At 41.8% G+C, this 19,549-nt stretch carries 18 protein-coding genes; 12 read left to right on the forward strand and 6 right to left on the reverse strand.

Annotation, left to right across the window (positions count from 1 at the left end; all coding sequences use genetic code 11):
- Positions 1-85: 85 nt before the first annotated feature.
- The 3 genes from ABID99_RS23690 to ABID99_RS23700 form a co-directional block, all read right to left on the reverse strand.
- Positions 86-1,078 carry an FKBP-type peptidyl-prolyl cis-trans isomerase gene (locus ABID99_RS23690; RefSeq protein WP_188834251.1) on the reverse strand — a complete coding sequence of 331 codons (993 nt, stop codon included), beginning with the start codon at positions 1,076-1,078 and terminating at the stop codon, positions 86-88.
- A gap of 61 nt (positions 1,079-1,139) precedes the next feature.
- On the reverse strand, positions 1,140-2,117 hold the full coding sequence (locus tag ABID99_RS23695; RefSeq protein WP_090530965.1) for an FKBP-type peptidyl-prolyl cis-trans isomerase: 978 nt from the start codon (positions 2,115-2,117) through the stop codon (positions 1,140-1,142).
- Between the two features lie 7 nt (positions 2,118-2,124).
- Positions 2,125-3,135 carry a bifunctional oligoribonuclease/PAP phosphatase NrnA gene (locus ABID99_RS23700; RefSeq protein WP_090530968.1) on the reverse strand — a complete coding sequence of 337 codons (1,011 nt, stop codon included), beginning with the start codon at positions 3,133-3,135 and terminating at the stop codon, positions 2,125-2,127.
- Positions 3,136-3,345: 210 nt separating this feature from the next.
- Here ABID99_RS23700 and ABID99_RS23705 point away from each other — a divergent pair, with 210 nt between their 5' ends.
- Positions 3,346-3,765, forward strand: a complete 420-nt coding sequence (locus tag ABID99_RS23705) for a nucleoside-diphosphate kinase (protein ID WP_091172728.1) — start codon at positions 3,346-3,348, stop codon at positions 3,763-3,765.
- Positions 3,766-3,913: 148 nt separating this feature from the next.
- A complete protein-coding gene (locus ABID99_RS23710) occupies positions 3,914-4,111 on the forward strand; it encodes a hypothetical protein (RefSeq protein WP_091172734.1) in 198 nt (65 codons plus the stop codon).
- On the opposite strand, the gene ABID99_RS23715 is transcribed toward ABID99_RS23710, so the two are convergent.
- A complete protein-coding gene (locus ABID99_RS23715; protein ID WP_090530976.1) occupies positions 4,098-4,388 on the reverse strand; it encodes a DUF721 domain-containing protein in 291 nt (96 codons plus the stop codon). The genes ABID99_RS23710 and ABID99_RS23715 overlap by 14 nt on opposite strands.
- On the reverse strand, positions 4,381-5,481 hold the full coding sequence (locus ABID99_RS23720; protein ID WP_176625554.1) for a DNA replication/repair protein RecF: 1,101 nt from the start codon (positions 5,479-5,481) through the stop codon (positions 4,381-4,383). Before ABID99_RS23720 ends, ABID99_RS23715 begins: the two co-directional genes overlap by 8 nt.
- A gap of 230 nt (positions 5,482-5,711) precedes the next feature.
- On the opposite strand from ABID99_RS23720, the gene ABID99_RS23725 reads away from it, so the two are divergent.
- From ABID99_RS23725 to ABID99_RS23750, 6 genes are all read left to right on the forward strand, one after another.
- Positions 5,712-6,389, forward strand: a complete 678-nt coding sequence (locus ABID99_RS23725) for a tol-pal system YbgF family protein (RefSeq protein WP_090530982.1) — start codon at positions 5,712-5,714, stop codon at positions 6,387-6,389.
- A gap of 158 nt (positions 6,390-6,547) precedes the next feature.
- Complete coding sequence (gene ribH / locus ABID99_RS23730) at positions 6,548-7,042, forward strand: 6,7-dimethyl-8-ribityllumazine synthase (RefSeq protein WP_176625556.1); 495 nt, start codon at positions 6,548-6,550, stop codon at positions 7,040-7,042.
- A 229-nt stretch (positions 7,043-7,271) separates the two neighbouring features.
- A complete protein-coding gene (ytxJ, locus tag ABID99_RS23735; protein ID WP_090530987.1) occupies positions 7,272-7,601 on the forward strand; it encodes a bacillithiol system redox-active protein YtxJ in 330 nt (109 codons plus the stop codon).
- Between the two features lie 160 nt (positions 7,602-7,761).
- On the forward strand, positions 7,762-8,643 hold the full coding sequence (gene lipA / locus ABID99_RS23740; protein ID WP_090530990.1) for a lipoyl synthase: 882 nt from the start codon (positions 7,762-7,764) through the stop codon (positions 8,641-8,643).
- A gap of 48 nt (positions 8,644-8,691) precedes the next feature.
- Positions 8,692-9,219 (forward strand): RNA polymerase sigma factor, encoded by a 528-nt coding sequence (locus tag ABID99_RS23745; protein ID WP_373615301.1) that lies wholly within the window; start codon positions 8,692-8,694, stop codon positions 9,217-9,219.
- Position 9,220: 1 nt separating this feature from the next.
- Positions 9,221-10,051, forward strand: a complete 831-nt coding sequence (locus ABID99_RS23750; RefSeq protein ID WP_373615302.1) for an anti-sigma factor domain-containing protein — start codon at positions 9,221-9,223, stop codon at positions 10,049-10,051.
- Between the two features lie 346 nt (positions 10,052-10,397).
- On the opposite strand, the gene ABID99_RS23755 is transcribed toward ABID99_RS23750, so the two are convergent.
- On the reverse strand, positions 10,398-11,903 hold the full coding sequence (locus ABID99_RS23755; RefSeq protein WP_373615303.1) for an NAD(P)H-hydrate dehydratase: 1,506 nt from the start codon (positions 11,901-11,903) through the stop codon (positions 10,398-10,400).
- 300 nt (positions 11,904-12,203) lie between these two features.
- On the opposite strand from ABID99_RS23755, the gene ABID99_RS23760 reads away from it, so the two are divergent.
- The 4 genes from ABID99_RS23760 to ABID99_RS23775 all read left to right on the forward strand — a co-directional run bounded on the left by ABID99_RS23760 (position 12,204) and on the right by ABID99_RS23775 (position 19,534).
- Entirely contained in the window at positions 12,204-13,139 is a 936-nt protein-coding gene (locus tag ABID99_RS23760) for a hydrogen peroxide-inducible genes activator (RefSeq protein ID WP_091172769.1), read from the forward strand.
- Between the two features lie 314 nt (positions 13,140-13,453).
- Positions 13,454-15,868 carry a TonB-dependent receptor gene (locus ABID99_RS23765; protein WP_188834245.1) on the forward strand — a complete coding sequence of 805 codons (2,415 nt, stop codon included), beginning with the start codon at positions 13,454-13,456 and terminating at the stop codon, positions 15,866-15,868.
- Between the two features lie 81 nt (positions 15,869-15,949).
- Complete coding sequence (locus ABID99_RS23770; protein WP_373615304.1) at positions 15,950-18,361, forward strand: TonB-dependent siderophore receptor; 2,412 nt, start codon at positions 15,950-15,952, stop codon at positions 18,359-18,361.
- 3 nt (positions 18,362-18,364) lie between these two features.
- On the forward strand, positions 18,365-19,534 hold the full coding sequence (locus ABID99_RS23775; protein WP_373615305.1) for a PepSY-associated TM helix domain-containing protein: 1,170 nt from the start codon (positions 18,365-18,367) through the stop codon (positions 19,532-19,534).
- The last annotated feature ends 15 nt before the right edge of the window (positions 19,535-19,549 follow it).

A 19,549-nucleotide genomic window follows, 5' to 3' on the forward strand; every position in this document is an offset into this window, starting at 1 on the left:
TAGCGGTAAAGTATCGATACTTTCAATTAATTACCTGACGACTACCAACAAAAAACCTCCCGCTTTTGGCGAGAGGTTTCTTCTATCAGTTCTTTTTAGCGGCCGGTTTCTTTGTGCCGGCTTTTTTTAGTGGAGCTTTACCAGCAGCCGGTTTCGGGGTAACCGCGGCATGTTTGCCTGGTTTTACTTTTACCAGTTCGATATCGAATACCAATGTGCTGTATCCGGGGATTTCGGATCCGTAAGGACGTTCGCCATAGGCAAGATTTGAAGGAATGATAAATGTTGCTTTTGAACCTTCATTTAATAAAAGCAAACCTTCATCCCAACCTGATATTACCCTATGTTCGCCTAAAACAACGCTTATAGGCTCATACGGACGGCCTGGTTGTTGTATACCCGCCGCTTTGGCGTTAGCTTCAATACTGGTATCAAACAGTTTACCGTTAAGCAACTTTCCGGTATAATTTACCAGCACGGTATCGCCGTTAAGTGGCTTTCTTTTGGTTGTTGGGCTGGTTATCACGTATTTTAAGCCTGAAGCTGTAGTAACAGGTTTAAGACCATGTGCCGTAATATAGCTTTCTCTGTCGGCTGTTTCAGCTTGTTTTAGTTTTTCAAGGCCTGCATTCCTTTCGGCAATGGCATCATTTAATGATTGCACCTTCTCTATCTTTAAAATAAAAGTAAGAAAGCTGCCTTTAGGTAAAAATGGCGGACGGGCTTCTTCATGACCAACAAATACCGAATCGGTTGGAATTTTAACCAGGGCACTGTCTTTTGCTGCAAGCAGCGGGAATATTTCCATCAGGTCGCCTACATTTTGCGAGGCCTGCACCTGGGCTTGTACGGGATGCCCTGCCTTATAACTACTGAACAGTACTGAATCTTTATCGGTTTTCTGGATAAAGTTAAAAGTAAGCACATCGTTGATCTTAGCTTTGTTGCCCGGGTTAGCAGTATAGATCTGGTAAAGCGCGCCTTTAGCGGTTTTCTGCAAACCAACCGTTTGCGCACCTGCATTTAAAGCAAGCGCGGAAAGCGCCGGCAATAAAAAAGAAAAAATATGTTTTTTCATAAGTTATAAATAAAAAAGCCTTTCCTGTTTTAAGCAGGAAAGGCTTTGTAAAACATGATAACTATTTAGTCGTCGGGGTTGGCATTTGCATTTGCGGTGCAACCGGTTTTGGTGCATTTGGATTTGGGTGGATGATATTTACCAGCTCAACTTCAAATACAAGCGGCGTATAAGGCTGCATTTGCTGGCTTCCCTGATCGCCATAACCTAATGATGATGGAATAACCAACATCGCTTTAGTCCCTTTATTAAACAATTGAAAAGCTTCGTCCCAGCCTTTGATCACTTTACCTTCACCTACCGGAATGCGAATAGGTTGATAAGGGTTCATTGGGTTGATCTGCATCTTTTCTTTTACAGCTACCGCTTTAACACTTGTTTCCAAAACTTTGCCAGTAACAAGCCTCAAAGTATAATTAATTACTGCTGTATCACCTACTGCTACGTTAGCACCACTGCCTGGTGTAGTAACTGCATAATTTAAGCCTGATGCAGTTTTTACAAATTTCAGGTCTTTATGTGCATCCAGGTAACCCTGGATCTTAGCAGGCTCTTTACCTTTAAGGGCGTCGGTTTGACCTTTCATGTATTGGGTAACGCGATCGCGGAAAACTTGCTCGGTAAGTGCGCCTTTAGCAACTACCTTTTCAATTTTAATAGTATAAACCAGGTATTTACCTTTAAAGCCCGGCGGGCGTTGCTGACCGCCTTTAAATACCGAATCAGCAGCAATTTTAAAGGTGGCGCTATCACCTTCGCCCAATAATGCTAAGCCAGAAACAATATCACCTTTGGTTTGAGGTTTAGGCATCAGCGTTGGTATAGGCTGGCCGTTATCATAAGAGTTATTGATAATTGAATCCTTATCGGTTTTGAGGATCATGTTCAGTGTCATAAAGTCACCTTCCTTAACTTTAGGATTGCCTTTTGAGGTGTGGATATTATAAAGCAAGCCACCTTCGCCTTGCTTAAACCCACCGTTGCAACTTGCAAATCCAATAGCCGCAAGTGACAGAAACATCAGTTTTCTTTTCATCATTACTTTTTTACTGTATTAATAGTTTTTTATATTCGGGTAAAATTTGTTTAAATTGTTGTATAACCTGTTCAAGGCTATCCTCAGAATGACCACCGGCCGCATTGCGGTGACCGCCGCCATTAAAGTATTTTTTGCAAATCTCGTTGGCCGGGAACTCGCCTTTTGAGCGTAATGAAAGTTTTACCCTGTCGCTTCGTTCAACTATGAAAGCAGCCAAACGGATGCTTGCCATCGATAATGCATAATTTACCACACCTTCTGTGTCGCCTGTTTCAACATCAAAACGTTCCAGGTCATGTTTGTTAACTGCAATTATAGCTGTATTAAATTCGGGCAACACCTCCAGGCAATTAGCCAGGCAATGGCCTAAAAAGCGCAGCCTGTTTTCAGATGCGCTATTATACACCAACTCATGAATGCGCCAGTTAACCGCACCGGCATCTATCAAATCGGCAACTATGCGATGAACTCCGGATGTAGTGTTGGGAAGCCTGAATGAAGCCGAATCGGTCATAATACCTGTATAAAGGCAGGTTGCCACATCCTTATTTACAAGTTCTTTGTGGTGAAGCTCGTTTACTATAAAATCATATACCAACTGCGCAGTAGCACAGGCATTGATATCCCAGTGCCTGTAATCGTCAAAATCGGCAGGCTCCAGGTGATGATCGATCATGATCTTGTAGGCATTACTCTCGCCAACCAGCTCGCCCATGTCATTGATACGGCTCAGCGCATTAAAGTCGAGGCAAAATATAAGTTTCGCATCTGCTATCAGGGCGGCAGCTTCTTCGCGGTGCTCGGTATAAATAATAACATTCTCGTTACCCGGCAGCCAGCTTAAAAAGTCAGGATAATCTGTAGGGGCAATAACCCTGGCATGATGGCCCTGCTGTATCAAATAATTATATAAGCCTAATGACGACCCCATAGCATCACCATCAGGTTTATGATGGGTAGTGATCACTATTTTTTGAGGTTTCGTTAAAAGGTCAGTAAGCGAAGCTAAATCTAACATCAATTCTTAAAAAAGAGTTGCAAAGCTAAATAAATAAATGAAATACAAACCATCTAATTTAATTCAAAAAGCTTTATCTTACAGTAACAAAAGCCTATTTTTGCCGCAAATTTTAAATGTTATCATAAGCATCAGTAAGCTTATATTTTAAAACTAACGTAACAAAGGCATTTAATCTATTAATAACCCAAAAAAGAAACAATTATTTCAATGAAAAACAACAGAACATTTACCATGATAAAGCCTGATGCCGTTGCAGACGGGCATATCGGTGCTATTTTAGACATTATTACCAAAAACGGCTTTAAAATCGTGGCGCTTAAATACACTAAATTATCTGCCGAAAAAGCGGGCCAGTTTTATGAAGTGCACAAAGAACGTCCTTTTTATAATGGATTGGTTGAATTTATGTCATCGGGCCCTATTGTAGCAGCTATTCTTGAAAAAGACAACGCTATTGCCGAATTCCGTAAACTGATTGGCGCCACTAACCCGGCCGATGCCGCTGAAGGTACCATTCGTAACCTGTATGCAAGATCAATTGGTGAAAATGCCGTTCATGGCTCAGACTCTGACGAGAATGCCGACATTGAAGGAAACTTCTTTTTCTCGGCTTTTGAAAGGTTTTAAGTAACTTATTTCGGGTGTAATTATATAAACCAAAAGTTACACCCGAAATTTTTACGTTTTTTTTGTAATTATGGTTACGTTTTTTGTAACTTTACAATATCCACCTAAACAATATTACATATTTAATCAACCAATAATATCACAAAACATGAAACCATTATTCAAATACATATTTTACGTACTTATATTGGTAATGTTGGTTATTGGATCACTAATGCTTTACAGAACACACCCCGAAGCCCAGCTTGCGCTTACCATTCCCGGTCTGTTCATTCTTGCTTATTCAAAGCTTACGGATGATATCAAATTAAAGCATAACAGCTTACGCATGCTTAGAGGAAGATAATTTCCTCAACAAGCACACTTTTAGCTTCGTTATTTATCTTTTCAATTATCTGGCTGCGCATCAGCATCAATTCATTTTTTATTACTGATGATTCTATCCGCAGGAATAATTTCTTATCGCGCACAAATAACTCTTTGGTGCGATTGGCTACTGATTTGCCTACCAGGTCGGGCCAGGCAGTAATAACGCCGGTTTCGTCAAAACGCCGCTTGATCTTATACACATTAAGCATTTGTTCAATAGCTTCCTTAAGTGTTTTGTCGTTGGTTTTACGCATCAATCGCTCCTCCCTTTACTTTAAATAGTTTAACAGGTACCCCTATTTTATTAAAAACGCTTTCAACCCGCTCAACCCCGGTATCGGTTATAAAAACCTGGCCAAAATCGTTATTGGATACCATTTGCATTAATTTGGTAACCCGGCCGTCATCAAGCTTATCAAAAATATCATCAAGCAAAAGCAAGGGTTTAAATCCCTTTTGCTGATATAAAAAAGTATATTGAGCAAGCTTAAGGGCAATTAAAAATGACTTTTGCTGCCCCTGCGACCCAAACTTTTTCATGGCCATACCATGGATATTGAATTGCAGATCATCTTTGTGAATGCCCGCCGTGGTACGCTCCAACGCCCTGTCACGGTCAAAACTCTTTTTTAATAAATTATTTAAATCATCGGCAAGCAGTTGCGATTCATACACGAGGTCAACATGCTCGGCATTATCGCTCAAAAAACTGTAATGCCTATTAAATATAGTAACAAAACCCTCCATAAAGGCCCGGCGCCTTTCAAAAATGCGATTGCCCGAAGCGTTCAATTGCTCATCAATCACTTCAAACAAGCCGGCATCATATCGCCCTGTATCCGCTACCTGCTTTAAAAGCGCGTTACGATTGGTAAGAATTTTATTATAAACAATCAGTTCATCCAGATAATGATTATCTGTTTGCGATATCACATTATCGATAAACTTTCGGCGCTCTTCGCTACCTTCGGTTATGATACTGGTATCATTTGGTGATATCATTACCAGCGGTAACAGTCCGATATGATCAGCCAGGCGCTGATAATCTTTTTTATTGCGCTTAAACTGTTTCTTTTGATTACGCTTTACAGAACAGGCAACAGCTTCGGGCTGATTGTTTTTATTAAAGATGCCGGTGATGATAAAAAAATCGGTACCCTGTTTAATCTGCTGGCTGTCTATCGGGTTAAAATAGCTTTTACATAACGACAGGTAATGAATAGCATCAAGCAAATTGGTTTTGCCGGCGCCATTATTACCTGTAAAAGCGTTAACCCCCTCGCTGAAAACCAGTTCGGCCTCATCGTAATTTTTAAAGTTAATAACTGACAGCTGTTGCAGGTGCATGAGATGGCAAAGTTACGTTTTTTTGAGTTGTTCATGGTTCATGGTTAATAGTTCATAGTAATCTTTAAATCTATTAAGCATTAACATCCTTTTTAACGTGTAAAGAAGCTACCAGCGGCTATGAACCATGAACTATTAACCATGAACCACTCTCTTTAAAGATTTAATACAAAAGGTATTGCCAGTAAATTTGAAAACCGTATTTTTGCAAACTTAATTTTAGAACAACAATGTCAAAAACCCAGGCGAACACCAAAATTGCAGCACCAGAAAACAATTTTGGTCAGAGTGGCAAATTTGTACGCGAGAACCAGAAAAGCTTACTATTTATTGTAGGGGCTATTATTGCCCTTATTGCTATTTATTTCATTTACATTAAATTATACTTAGGTCCACGTGAAGTTACTGCCGCTAACCAAATGTACAAAGCGCAGGATTTTTGGCAGCAAAAAAACTGGGACAAAGCCATTAAAGGCGATGCCGGTTTCCCTGGTTTTGAAAAGATCATCAGCGATTACAGCAATACCAAAGCTGCTAACCTTGCTTATTTTTACTTAGGTACAGCTTATTTAAATAAAGGTGACTACCGCAAAGCAATTGATAACCTAACCAATTACCGCGGCGACGATAACATGGTAGCAGCCGAGGCTTTTGGCAGCACAGGCGACGCTTATGTTGAACTGAAAGATTACGAAAAAGCAGAAACTTATTTCAGCAAAGCTGCTGATAAAGCAAAGAATAAATTTTTATCGCCGCTTTACCTTAAGAAGTTAGGTTTAACTTATGAGGCTCAAAAAAACAATAAAGAAGCTGCTGAAGCTTATAAAAGAATAAAAACCGAATATCCTGAAAGCGCTGAGGCTCAAAATATCGACGAGTATATAGCCCGCGCCGAAGCAAAACAATAATTTTAATATCGGATTTGAGAATTTCGATTTCGGATTTATCAGGTTTTAAATACCTTTAAATTCGGAATCGATTTTTTTTATAAGCAGATTTTGATCGTCGATCACAAGGCTTAACAAATCCGAAATCGAACCTTCGAAATTCCCAAATCCGAAATCAAATGGCTACCCATCTTAAAAACCTTTCCGACTTTTCGAATACCGAAATACCATCAGCAGCACCGTACCGCTTCGGTATAGTTGTGGCCGAATGGAATGCCGAAATTACTAATGCGCTTTACCAGGGTGCATACAAAAGCCTGATAAGCAATGGCGCACTGGCCGAAAACATTTTTTCATACCAGGTACCGGGCAGCTTTGAACTTACATCGGGAGCAGAGCTGTTATTAAAAAAAGGCAACCTTGATGCTGTAATTTGCCTGGGATGTGTAATACAGGGCGAAACAAGGCATTTTGATTTTATTTGCAACGCGGTAGCAAACGGAGTAAGTAATGTTGCCGTAAAATACTCAAAACCTGTTATATTTGGTGTTTTAACTACTGATAATCAGCAACAGGCCATTGATAGGGCCGGCGGTAAACATGGTAATAAAGGCGACGAAGCGGCCATCACGGCCATTAAAATGGCAGCTCTTGCTGAAACATTAAACAGTTAAAACCCGTTAAAGCAATTAATTTTAGCTCAATATGAAAAAATTAGTTTATATAGCACTTATAGCCGCGGCAGTTGCAACAGCATCATCCTGCTCAAATAAATTATGCCCGGCTTACGGTTCATATCCTAAAACAGGCCGTTAACAGTTAATTGTCATTTTTAAACCTGTTTAAACACACTACACAGTTTTTGTGTTATAATTACGTTATAGCATTTTAACTATTAATAATATGAACTGGATTTCGTTGGAGACGGCCGATCAGCTAATGGCGATCAAACAACAAGAGGGCTATAGCCTTATATTTAAACATAGCACACGCTGCTCCATCAGCATGATGGCCAAAAGGCGTTTTGAGCTTGACTGGGATAATCTTCCCGAAAATATGCCCCTTTACTTTTTAGACCTGATCAAATACCGCGACCTGTCAAACCAGGTAGCACAATTGTTCCAGGTACACCACGAATCGCCCCAACTGTTACTCATTAAAAATGGCGAATGCATTCTTGACCAGTCTCACAGCGGCATCTCCGTTGACGAAACTTTAGAAGTGCTGATTTAGATTTTGTTCATGGATCATAGTTCATGGTTCATGGGTTCATAAGGTATTTTTAGTATTAATTACGTTGCTGCAAATGCTGATGATTATTTTGCAGTCATTTGCTGCTACTATGAACTATGAACCATTCCCCATCAACTAAATATTTAACTACATTTGTACCATGATTGAATTGCCGGTAGTTCCTGCTGTTAGCCAGCCTGTACGTAAGCCTGATTGGCTTAGGGTTAAGCTTCCTACAGGAAAAGAATATGCTCACGTACGCAGCCTTGTTGATACTCATAAACTGCATACCATATGCGAAAGCGGTAACTGCCCTAATATGGGAGAGTGCTGGGGTGCCGGCACGGCCACTTTCATGATCCTTGGTAATATTTGCACCCGTTCGTGCTCGTTTTGTGCCGTTGCAACCGGCAGGCCTTTAGCTGTTGATGTTGATGAGCCAAACCGCGTAGCAACTTCTGTAAAACTAATGCAGGTAAAACATTGCGTTATTACGTCCGTCGATCGTGATGATTTGAAAGACGGCGGTTCCATTATCTGGGCCGAAACCATCAATGCCATTCGCCGTGAAAGCCCCGATACTACTTTAGAAACCCTGCTGCCCGATTTTAAAGGCAACTGGGATAACCTTGCCCGCGTTTTGGAAACCAGGCCCGAAGTTGTATCACACAACCTGGAAACTGTAAGGCGCCTTACCAAAGAGGTGCGGATCCAGGCAAAATATGACCGCAGTCTTGAAGCCCTGAAACATATTTCGGAAGCGGGCTTGCGTACAAAATCAGGCATTATGCTTGGCTTGGGCGAAACCGAGGAGGATGTTTTAGAAGCAATGGATGATTTGCTGGCTGCAGGTGTTCATATACTTACGCTGGGGCAGTATTTACAGCCTACACGTAACCATCATCCGGTGATTGACTGGATCCATCCCGATCAATTTGCACGTTATAAGGAATTTGGCCTTCAAAAAGGGTTCAGGTATGTTGAAAGCGGGCCGCTGGTGCGCTCATCTTACCATGCAGAAAAACACTTGTTTGAAATGTGATAATTCCTTTATATCTTCATCGGGTTGAGTAAGAAACGAAAAATATCGATGTCGGAAGAAGAACTGGTGTTATCATTGCGGCACCGGGAAAAAATTGCCGTCGAAGCTTTATATGATATGTATTCGGCCTCCTTATTCGGGGTAATATCACGCATTATAAATGACACCACTATAGCCGAAGATGTTTTACAGGAAACTTTTGTAAAAATCTGGCATTCCTTTTCAAGCTACAGTACTGAAAAAGGCCGTTTATTTACCTGGATGGTTAATATCGCGCGCAACCTTGCAATAGATAAGACCAGATCGAAAGATTTTAAGAATCAGAATAAAAACCAGGATATTGAAAATAACGTAACTTTCATTGACGAGCAACGAAACACGGTTTACAAACCTGAGTTAATGGGTGTTAAAAATTTAGTGCAAACACTAAAACCTGAGCAAAGACTGATCATTGAGCTGGTTTATTTTAAAGGCTATACCCATGTGGAAGCTGCCGAAGAGTTGGGCATTCCGTTGGGTACCATTAAAACCCGGTTAAGAATGGCTATCCAGGAACTCAGAAAACATTTTAATTGAAGTGGAAGATTTAAAAGCATATATTGAAACAGGGATACTGGAGCTTTACGTATTAGGGGATGTTACCCCTGCCGAAAAGCTACAGATTGAAGAACTGGCTTCAAAGTACCCTGCTATTAAGGCAGAGCTTGCCGAAATTGAACGCTCAATGGAATTGTATGCCGGAGAAAACGCGATTGAACCATCTGAACATTTACGCAGCCGTATATTAGGAAGCTTACTTACTAATTTTGGCGACGATAATGACTTTCCTACACAAACCCATACCGAACGGGAAAAAGTTGTGGTTACACGGCCACCCGACAAACAAAAAGAAATTAATTTTTATAAATATGCATTTGCCGCATGCCTTGTTTTATTGTTAGCAAGCGCGGTGGCTTTGTATAATCTTTACAACCGCCTTAATGATACCAATACCCGTCTAAATGCTATGCAGTTGCAAAACCAGCATTTTAGCACTACCGTTAGCGCAAAGGACAACGAGCTGAGCCTTTTAAGAGATACCTCATATAAATTGATCCGCCTGAAAGGAACTAAAAAATCGCCTGAGTCGGTGATGACCGTAGCCTTTAGCCCATCCAAACAAAAAGTGGTGATTGACCTGGAAGGCCTTAAATTGCCTGCAAATGACCAGGCTCATCAATACCAGCTTTGGGCACTGGTAGGCGGTAAACCTGTTGATCTGGGTGTATTTGACGCCACGGCAGATTCAAGCGGATTCAAAAATATGAAAGCCATAGCCTCGGCCGATGCCTTCGCGGTAACGCTTGAGCCAAGAGGTGGTAGTCCAAATCCAACACTATCACAAATGGTGGTAATGGGCAAATTTTAAAGCGAAAAAGGCCTCCCAGGGCTCAATAATGATTAAAAGCTTACATTTTTTTGGATTTATTCCCAAAAAATGTAAGCTTTTCGATTTTTATACGTTAATTACTTGTATTTTGTGTAAACCTAAACCACACTGGTTTAATAATTTAACATTTTTTTAACGAAAACCAAAACCAATTATTAGTTTTTTTGTAACTAATAGGAACGTGCAAACGTCTTATGATTAGTTAGGACATAACGAGAAACAGTGAACCTGGTAAACCTAACTCCCCGGATTTGAGTATTTAGTTCTTTATAAGATCAGTTAATAGTTAATTAAAACGGCTGTATGATACTTGCAGCCGTTTTTTTTATGCCCTTAACTTTGCCATAGTAACAGGCAATTGCGCAATAAGCTTACCGGGTAAAACAACATGCATCCGGTTTGGCAATGCGAGTTCATCGCCGGCCTTACCGTGAATGTAGGCACCAATGATGCAAGCCTGATCCGGCGGATACTTTTGCCCAAGCAACGCAGCTATTACGCCGGTAAGTACATCGCCCATACCTCCGCTTGCCATAGCAGCATTTCCTGATGAGTTAAAATAAGCTTTGCCATTGGGTGTAGCGACGATGGTATAATCATTTTTCAGCAGGACACACAAGTTTAACTCCTTTGCCTTTTTTATAGCGGTTTGCAGCCGCTGCCACCAGTTGGTATGTTCGCCAAAAAGCCTGTCAAACTCTTTCATGTGCGGGGTTAAGATGCTTCCCGCGGGTAGCTGAGTTAATAATGTCTTATTTTCTGCAAGTAGATTCAACGCGTCGGCATCAATAACCAACGGTTGTTTATAGTTTTTGATGATTGCTTTTAATAATGTTAAAGCCTCAGCATCTTTGCCTAAACCGGGTCCCACAGCTATCGAGCTAAATTTATTCCATTCAATATCAGGCAGTTTATCACCGTTCCTGACTATGGCCATAATCTCGGGCAGATAACTGTTTAGCGCGGTTAAACCACTTTCGGGGATGCTGGCGGTTGTCAGGCCGGCCCCTGCGTGTGCTGCAGCTGATGAACTTAATAGCGCCGCTCCCATGGTTTTTGCCTGCCCTGCAATAATCAGCACATGACCAAATGTGCCTTTATTGCTGAAACGATGACGTGGTTTTAGTATTTGTCTCACGTCCTTTTCTTCAACAAGCTGGTACGGTGAATTTAACGACTGGATAAATTTTTCATTGATGCCAATATTCACGGCCTCCCAGCAATTGATATAAGGTGCCGATTCCGGTAACAGGAAATTGATTTTAGGCTGCTGAAAAGTAATTACAAGGTCGGCTTTTATTGCAATGGTATCCCTGGCTACCTCCCCTTCCGAAAAAAAACCTGTGGGTACATCAACAGCAACAACTATTCGGCCCAAATCATTAATGAACTTAACCAGCCGTTCATAATTGCCGGTGAGCGGTTTGTTCAAGCCGCTGCCAAGCAGGGCGTCAATAATTACCGGGCTGCTATCCGCCGGGATCTCTTCATCTTTGGCAAGTTCTTTTATAGATACGCAAGTTTGTTTTAGCCTTTCAAAATTGATGTTAAAATCCTCCGATGCCTTATCAGAAAACCGGGCTATTACAACGTTGAGCTTATTATAATGATGGTCACATAAAATACGCGCAATGGCAAGCCCGTCGCCGCCGTTATTCCCTGTACCACAGTAAAAAGTTATCGGCTCGTTTTTATCGGGGAAACGGTTAACGAACCAACCCACAAAAGCTTTTGAGGCGCGTTCCATCAAATCAATAGAAGCAACAGGTTCATTAGCGATAGTATAAGCATCGCCCTCGCGAATTTGTTCGGCAATTAATAAAGGAAGCATATATCCTAAAGTAAGGATTTAATGGTTTTGTTTTAAGAGAAATTATTGGCAGAGATACCGAACTGCGGAACAAATAACAATATCCAAAAATCTGGCTGCAAAATTTATTTTAACAGAAGGACTGGCAAGCTGTTTTACAATATTTAAGTGCCCGTTTACGGGACTTTAGTTTATTAGAAATGTGGGTATTTAACATCTTTTTTGATTTCATATTAGTTGCATTTATAATCCAGCCTTGCGAAATATTTGAATAGATAAAATCAATATTTATTACCTTTACATAGCATTTATCTATATTACATGACTATCACACAACTGGAGTATATTGTGGCTGTTGATACTTATCGCAGCTTTGTTTTGGCAGCCGAAAAATGTTTTGTTACCCAGCCAACATTAAGTATGCAGGTACAAAAACTGGAGGATACGCTTGGCGTTAAGATCTTTGACCGAAGCAAACAACCCGTTGTGCCTACCGAAATAGGGATTGAAATAATTACCCAGGCACGTGTAATGCTGTCTGAGAGCGAAAAGATCAAGGAAATTATATCCGACAGGCAAAAGGAACTGTCGGGCGAATTACGGGTAGGCATTATCCCTACCGTTTCACCCTATATATTACCCAAAATCATCCATGGCTTTATTGAAAAATATCCGCAGGTAAAACTGATTGTATGGGAACAAACTACCGAAGAGATCATTCAACAGCTAAAACTTGGTATGCTTGACTGCGGCATCCTTTCTACCCCGCTTCATGAAAACAACCTTACCGAAATCCCTGTATTTTATGAAAATTTTGTAGCCTATGTATCCAAAAACAGCAAACTTTCTAAAAAGAAAAATATTGTGCCGGATGATATAGATATGGAGGAGATCTGGATCCTGAACGAAGGCCATTGTATGCGCGAGCAGGTTTTAAATATTTGCCAGCGACGGAAATCAACCCGTGGCTTTCAGCATTTTGAATACAATACCGGCAGCGTTGAAACCCTAAAACGCATGGTCGACCAAAATAACGGGGCTACCATCCTCCCTGAGTTGGCCCTATCTGAGCTTAGCGAGAAACAACTGGATAAGGTGCGCTATTTTAAATCACCCGAACCTGCCCGTGAGGTAAGCATTGTGATACAGCGCAACTTTTTAAAACGCCGCATGATTGAAGCACTAAAAGCTGAAATCCTGGAATTTGTGCCAAAGCGGATGAAAAGCAAAAAGAAAAAGGAAGTGATGGATATTTAGTAATTGCTTATCTATCTACCAGACTCACGAAGTTTGGGGGGACTTCGCAAGTCTTCATTAGATGATGACAGCCTTCAGGATTATAGAAGGAACCCGTTTACATGATTCTTAAATTTAACTACTCTTTTTCTGAATAATTTCGATGGTATTGCTTTGGCAATCCCTTGCCGGATTAGCAATTTTCCATTCTTATATCCGCAAGCATCTGAACAACAGGTACATTAAGTTTACTATTTAGATTTATTATAAATAATTTGCATTATAACACCCGCCTGACTACTTTTGCGCTATTATTTATATTTAGTCTAAATAAAATGGATCAACCCAAACCATCTTTCTCAAAAATCTTTTCACTTTCATTTATAGTGCTACTTATAGGCACCATCCCGGCCCTTGCCCAGCAAGCCAGAGGCATCCTTAAAGGTAAAATTGTCACCATAAAAAATGGGCCTGCCGAAAACGTTTCGGCAGTACTTAAAGGCACCAGGTACGGTACCATAACCGATGAAAACGGCTTATTTGAAATTAAAGCCCCGCAAGGAGATTATACACTTGTAGTATCTGAAGTTGGCACAAAAGGACAGGAAAAACCAGTAACCGTAACAGCCGGGCAAACAACTGTGTTGCCTGTTATTACTGTTGATCATACTATTCATGGTTTGCAGGAAGTAAATATAAATGCTAATAAAACCAATAAATTTAAACGTTCACGAAGCGAGGATGTTGCCAAAATGCCTTTAAGCAACCTCGAAAACCCACAAGTTTATAATACCATAAGCAGCCAGCTGATGCAGGAACAATTGATATTTTCTGTTGATGATGCTATAAAAAATGCCCCTGGGATCCAAAAAATGTGGGAAGCTACCGGTCGTGGCGGCGATGGCGGCGCTTATTATAATAGCAGGGGCTTTATTGTACAAAGTACCATGCGTAACGGCATTGCAGGGATTATAACTAATGGCATTGACGCGGCTAACATCGACAGGATTGAGATTATTAAAGGCCCCTCTGCTACTTTATTCGGAAGTTCTTTAACCTCATATGGCGGCCTGATCAACCGTGTTACCAAGAAACCTTATGATACATTTGGCGGAGAAGTGAGCTTATCTGGCGGCAATTTTGGTTTTTACCGGGGCAGCGCCGATATTAACACTCCGCTCGATAAAGATAAAAAGATACTCTTCCGTTTAAATACTGCTTTTAATCATGACGGTAGTTTCCAAAACAACGGCTTTTCGCGGAATGTGGTTATTGACCCAAGCATTGTTTATAAGGCTTCCGACAGGTTAACCATTAGTGCCGATGCTGAACTGTCATATGGTACCAATATCGGAAAATCTATTTTCTTTTTCCCTTACGGACAAACCATCGATGCCCTGGGTTACAGTCGTGCCGATCAGCTCAAGCTCGACTACAAACAAAGCTATCATGGAAATGACCTGACTCAAACGTCACAAAACAGGAATTTTTATGGCGAAGTAAAATACAAGATCTCCAACGCCTGGACAACACGTACCAACCTGAGCCTCACCCATAGCTATTCGAACGGCTTTGGCCCTTACTACTACCTGTTGCCAGGCGATTCTATTTCCCGTAACGATCAGTCAACCCGCAAAAGTAAAGATGACATGATCGAGATCCAGCAAAACTTTAACGGCGACTTCAAAATAGGTAAATTCCGTAACCGGTTTGTAGGCGGCCTGGACTTCTTCAGGGAAAACTCGCAGCAATATTTTTTTGGCAGTACGCTCGATACTATATCTGTAACCGGCAATCAAAACTACCGCAATTTCAACAAAGCGGCTATGGACGCCCTTTATGCTACCGGCATTTATGGTTTTACCTACCCTTCCATGTTTAAACGGAATACCTACAGCGCTTATATCTCTGATGTGTTTAATATTACGGATCAACTGATAGCATCGGCAGGTTTACGCGTAGACAGGTTTGACAACAAAGGCAACTATGACCCAACAACTCAAACCACATCCGGGGCATATAAGCAAACCGCCTTTTCGCCAAAATTTGGTTTGGTTTACCAACCCGTTAAAGACCACATATCGCTGTTTGCCAATTATCAAAACAGCTTTAACAACAAAACCGGTACTACCGAAAACAACCAACCGCTTAAGCCTGAGCAAGCCAATCAAATTGAAGGTGGCGTAAAACTTGACCTCTTCGATGGTAAATTGAGCGGTACGGTAAGTTACTATGATATCAAAGTGAAAAATATCGTACGTCCTTCCACCATAAATCCCATTCTTTCGGTACAGGACGGAACCCAATACAGCAAAGGTTTTGAAGCCGAAGTAATAGCCAACCCAATAATTGGCCTTAACATCGTAGCAGGTTTTTCATATAATGATTCAAAGCTTACCAAAAGCGCCGATGCCGGCGTTGAAGGTCTTCGGCCAGCAACCGCCTCATCGCCATATCTGGCAAATTTTTGGATAAGCTACAAATTTCATCAAGGTGCAGTGAAAGGTTTTGGTCTGGGTTTCGGCGGCAACTATGCCAGCGATAATAAGATCGTAAACAGCCGGGCCATTGGGGTATTTACCCTGCCGGCTTACACCGTATTAGGAGCATCAGCATTTTATGATACTAATAAATACCGGTTTGGCGCTAAGCTTGACAACCTTACCAATGAAAAATACTGGATAGGTTACACCACCATTAACCCTCAAAAACTAAGAAGTTTTGCATTAAGCGCAACCTATAAATTTTAAAACAGCCATTAAATAAAAGCAGGAGTGTATTACAGTTCCTGCTTTAAGTTAACCCTATCATTCCTGTTAATCCTGAATAAAATGTCCAAATCCATACACTCTTTCTGTAAGCTTCCTCCTCTTTTATTATGGGCAGTTTTGCTGCTCTTCAATATACCCGCACTGGCCGAGGTAAAACCCGGCACCATAACCGGCACAATCACGACTGCCGATGGCCAAACCGTTCCCGGTGTAACCGTAAGCCTTAAAGGTAATGGCATATCTGCCGGCACGGTTACCAGCGAAAGCGGAAGATTTACCTTTAACAAGGTAAAACCGGGCAGCTACACCATCAAAGTAACGTTTGTGGGCCTGGCTTCTGAAGAAAAAGCAGTTGAACTGGCCGATGGACAACGCGTTACCGTAAACTTTATGCTGCGCGAAAACGCCAACCAAATTGGTGAGGTCTTAATTTCGGGCAGGAAACAAAAATATAAGATCGACGACCCCTCACCCAGCCTGAGGTTAAACGAGCCTTTACTTGAAGTGGCACAAAATATCCAGGTGGTATCTTCCGACCAGATCAAGGACCAGCAGATCTTTAACATGCTCGAAGGCGTATCGCGCAATGTGAGCGGCTTAACCATGCAGGAGCATTGGGGCAATTATGCCCGTGTAAATGCCCGTGGCGACAGGCTTGCACCTTTCCGCAACGGTATGAACATCGAAGCTACCTGGGGCCCGCTAACCGAGGATATGTCATTTGTTGACAGGATTGAATTTGTAAAAGGCCCTGCTGCATTCATGCTGGCCAACGGCAACCCCTCGGGTTTTTATAACGTAGTTACCAAAAAGCCTACCGGCACTACCAGCCAGGTATTCAGTTTTACTGCAGGCAGTTTTAACAGCTACCGTGCCACTGCCGATTTTGACGGCGTACTTACTAAAAACGGTAAACTGCAATACCGCCTCAACCTGATGGGCCAGCTTTCAAAATCATGGCGCCCGTATGATTTTACCAACCGTACGGCTATCGCTCCCGTATTACGCTACAAATTCGACAGCAAAAATACCCTCACTGCCGAGTATACCTACCAGTACCAGCGCATGAATGCCTTTGGTACCGCCTACCTGTTCTCCACTGATGGCTATGCAACACTGCCGCGCAACTTTACTAACGCGCCTTCAAATTCGCCATCATCGGGCATCCGGGACCAAAGTGCGTTTTTAACTTATGAGCATACCTTTAACAGCAAGTGGAAAGTTACCGCGCAGGGTGCTTATTTTTATTATAAGCAAACGGCATATAGCTATTGGATAAACAGCATCAGCAGCAACGGCGATGTTGACCGTAACCTTGGTTTATGGGATGCTGTTAACAAAAACAAATTTGCCCAGGCTTTTTTAAACGGCGAATTTAATACAGGCAAAGTTGTTCACCGCCTGTTAAGCGGCCTTGATATTGGCGACAAGTACTACATTCCGGATTATTTTCAATCAGGCTCGCTTGATTCTGATCCCGCAAACCCTTTCAATATCCACAATCCAAATAATGGCCCTGTTACTTTACCTGTGTTTGATAGATCGGTGCCACTTAGCGAACGTGGTAAAAACGCTGTAAATACCGAAAAATATCAATCAATTTATGTACAGGATGAGTTGGGCTTTTTTGATCAGAAATTGCGTTTAACTGTAGCTGGTCGTTACACCCATGCCATTACAACCGATCCTTATGCCGGCGATACCAAAGGGCATAAATTTACGCCCCGTTTTGGGTTAAGTGTTAACATTGATCCTACTACAACTGCTTATGCGGTATATGATCAATCATTTGTGCCGCAAACAGGTAAAATATACGGCGGCCAAAAAGTTAAGCCTATTACAGGCAACAACATGGAGCTTGGTTTAAAACGCGACTGGTTTGATGGAAAGTGGAATACTACCTTATCTGCTTACCAGATCCTTAAAAACAACCAGTTGGTAACCGACCCCGACAAACATGGTGAATCTGCAGCAAATTACGTTTTGCAATTAGGTCAAACTAAAACAAAAGGTGTTGAATTTGATGCCCGCGGCGAAATCATAACCGGCCTCAGCCTGATGGTTAACTATGCTTATACCGATTCGAAGATTTCTAAAGATACCGACCCTGCAAATGTTGGCAATCCTGTTCCCGGCTTTGCAAAACATGTTACCAATGCCTGGTTAACATACCGTTTACAGCACGGCAGCTTAAAAGGTTTGGGCTTTTCAACCGGATATCAGTGGCAGCTTGACCGCCTGCCATGGAGCCTCGGCACAGGCACTTCTGATCTGCCAAACTACTTCCGTTTAGATGCAGGCGCATCCTACCAGATCAAGAAGATGAGTTTTGCGTTAAATGTAAATAACGTGCTTAACAAATACCTTTATTCAGGCGGTCATGAGGGGTTGAGCACCGACGGCAAAACTGTTTACAGCTGGCAGGCAGAAGCACCAACAAACGTACGTTTAAGTATCGGCTACAAATTTTAATGAATGACACCTTTTAAAAAAACACTGTTGTTTATACATCGCTGGCTTGGATTTATATCCGGGCTGGTGGTATTTATAGTAAGTATAACCGGCTGTATCTTTTGCTTTCAGGACGAGATCCAGGATGCGATACACAGTTACCGTAAGGTTGAGGTACAAGCTAAACCCTACATAGCACCATCAATACTTAAGTCCGAAGCACTGAAAGGCCGTAAAGGCGCTACGGCCAGTTATGTTTACTATTACGGTACCGGTCGTCCTGCGGGGGTGTTGGTAACGGACAAGAAAGATGGCCTCCTTTTTGTATATCTGAATCCTTATACAGGTAAGATCACCCATACCGAAAGCCCCGCTTCAAACTTTTTTATTATTGTTGAATATATTCACCTGTACCTGTTGCTCCCGGCTAATATCGGCACCCTGGTAGTAGGCATATCGGTGATAATTTTTGTGGTGCTGATGATCACCGGCATAATACTCTGGTGGCCCAAACGTCAAAGCGACCGTAAACGCAGCTTCACTATTAAGTGGGGTGGCCGCTGGCGCCGTGTTAATTACGACTTGCATAATGTTTTGGGCTTTTATGCCACCAGCGTGGCCATCATATTGGCCATAACAGGTCTGTCAATATCATTTGACTGGATGCGTGAAGCTATTTACACAGCCGCTAATTTGGGCAAAGCACATCCCGAAGAAAAGGTAGTTTTCAAGTCCGATTCGTTGTTGAACGGGAAGATAGATACTACCCAGGTTATCAACAAAGCATATTTATCAGCCAAAGCCGCCTCGCCAAATGCCGAAATGTTTTTAATTTACGACGATGCTGCTAAAGCCGGTGCCATAGGCGTAACCGCATACGCGCAAGCCCTGCACTACTATAAAAGTGATAGCTATTCTTTCGATAAATACACCGGCAAATTATTGAACCGTATCGCGCATGAGCAAAAAAGTGCCGGCATGAAAATGAATAACATGAACTATGATATTCACGTAGGGCAAATCTTAGGCCTTCCCGGTAAGATCATTGCTTTTTTGGCCAGTTTGATTTGTGCAAGCTTGCCAATCACCGGCTTTATCATCTGGCTCGGCAAACGCAAAAAATCCAAATCAAAAAAGGTAAAAACGGTGGTGCATAGAAGGACAGTAAGGCAACATTTGCCAACTGATCGTTGATTTTTCTTGATTACA

It is taken from the genome of Mucilaginibacter sp. OAE612 (assembly GCF_041806395.1).
Classification (GTDB): Bacteria; Bacteroidota; Bacteroidia; order Sphingobacteriales; family Sphingobacteriaceae; genus Mucilaginibacter; species Mucilaginibacter rubeus.

Bases quoted from the DNA above. Each gene is read 5' to 3' on its own strand.
- ABID99_RS23705 (WP_091172728.1), top strand. From the start codon at position 3,346: ATGAAAAACAACAGAACATTTACCATGATAAAGCCTGATGCCGTTGCA.
- ABID99_RS23700 (WP_090530968.1), bottom strand. From the start codon at position 3,135: ATGTTAGATTTAGCTTCGCTTACTGACCTTTTAACGAAACCTCAAAAA.
- ABID99_RS23745 (WP_373615301.1), top strand. From the start codon at position 8,692: ATGTCGGAAGAAGAACTGGTGTTATCATTGCGGCACCGGGAAAAAATT.
- ABID99_RS23755 (WP_373615303.1), bottom strand. From the start codon at position 11,903: ATGCTTCCTTTATTAATTGCCGAACAAATTCGCGAGGGCGATGCTTAT.
- ABID99_RS23770 (WP_373615304.1), top strand. From the start codon at position 15,950: ATGTCCAAATCCATACACTCTTTCTGTAAGCTTCCTCCTCTTTTATTA.
- ABID99_RS23765 (WP_188834245.1), top strand. From the start codon at position 13,454: ATGGATCAACCCAAACCATCTTTCTCAAAAATCTTTTCACTTTCATTT.
- ribH (WP_176625556.1), top strand. From the start codon at position 6,548: ATGGCTACCCATCTTAAAAACCTTTCCGACTTTTCGAATACCGAAATA.
- ABID99_RS23775 (WP_373615305.1), top strand. From the start codon at position 18,365: ATGACACCTTTTAAAAAAACACTGTTGTTTATACATCGCTGGCTTGGA.
- ABID99_RS23725 (WP_090530982.1), top strand. From the start codon at position 5,712: ATGTCAAAAACCCAGGCGAACACCAAAATTGCAGCACCAGAAAACAAT.
- lipA (WP_090530990.1), top strand. From the start codon at position 7,762: ATGATTGAATTGCCGGTAGTTCCTGCTGTTAGCCAGCCTGTACGTAAG.
- ABID99_RS23695 (WP_090530965.1), bottom strand. From the start codon at position 2,117: ATGATGAAAAGAAAACTGATGTTTCTGTCACTTGCGGCTATTGGATTT.
- ABID99_RS23720 (WP_176625554.1), bottom strand. From the start codon at position 5,481: ATGCACCTGCAACAGCTGTCAGTTATTAACTTTAAAAATTACGATGAG.
- ABID99_RS23710 (WP_091172734.1), top strand. From the start codon at position 3,914: ATGAAACCATTATTCAAATACATATTTTACGTACTTATATTGGTAATG.
- ABID99_RS23690 (WP_188834251.1), bottom strand. From the start codon at position 1,078: ATGAAAAAACATATTTTTTCTTTTTTATTGCCGGCGCTTTCCGCGCTT.
- ytxJ (WP_090530987.1), top strand. From the start codon at position 7,272: ATGAACTGGATTTCGTTGGAGACGGCCGATCAGCTAATGGCGATCAAA.
- ABID99_RS23715 (WP_090530976.1), bottom strand. From the start codon at position 4,388: ATGCGTAAAACCAACGACAAAACACTTAAGGAAGCTATTGAACAAATG.
- ABID99_RS23760 (WP_091172769.1), top strand. From the start codon at position 12,204: ATGACTATCACACAACTGGAGTATATTGTGGCTGTTGATACTTATCGC.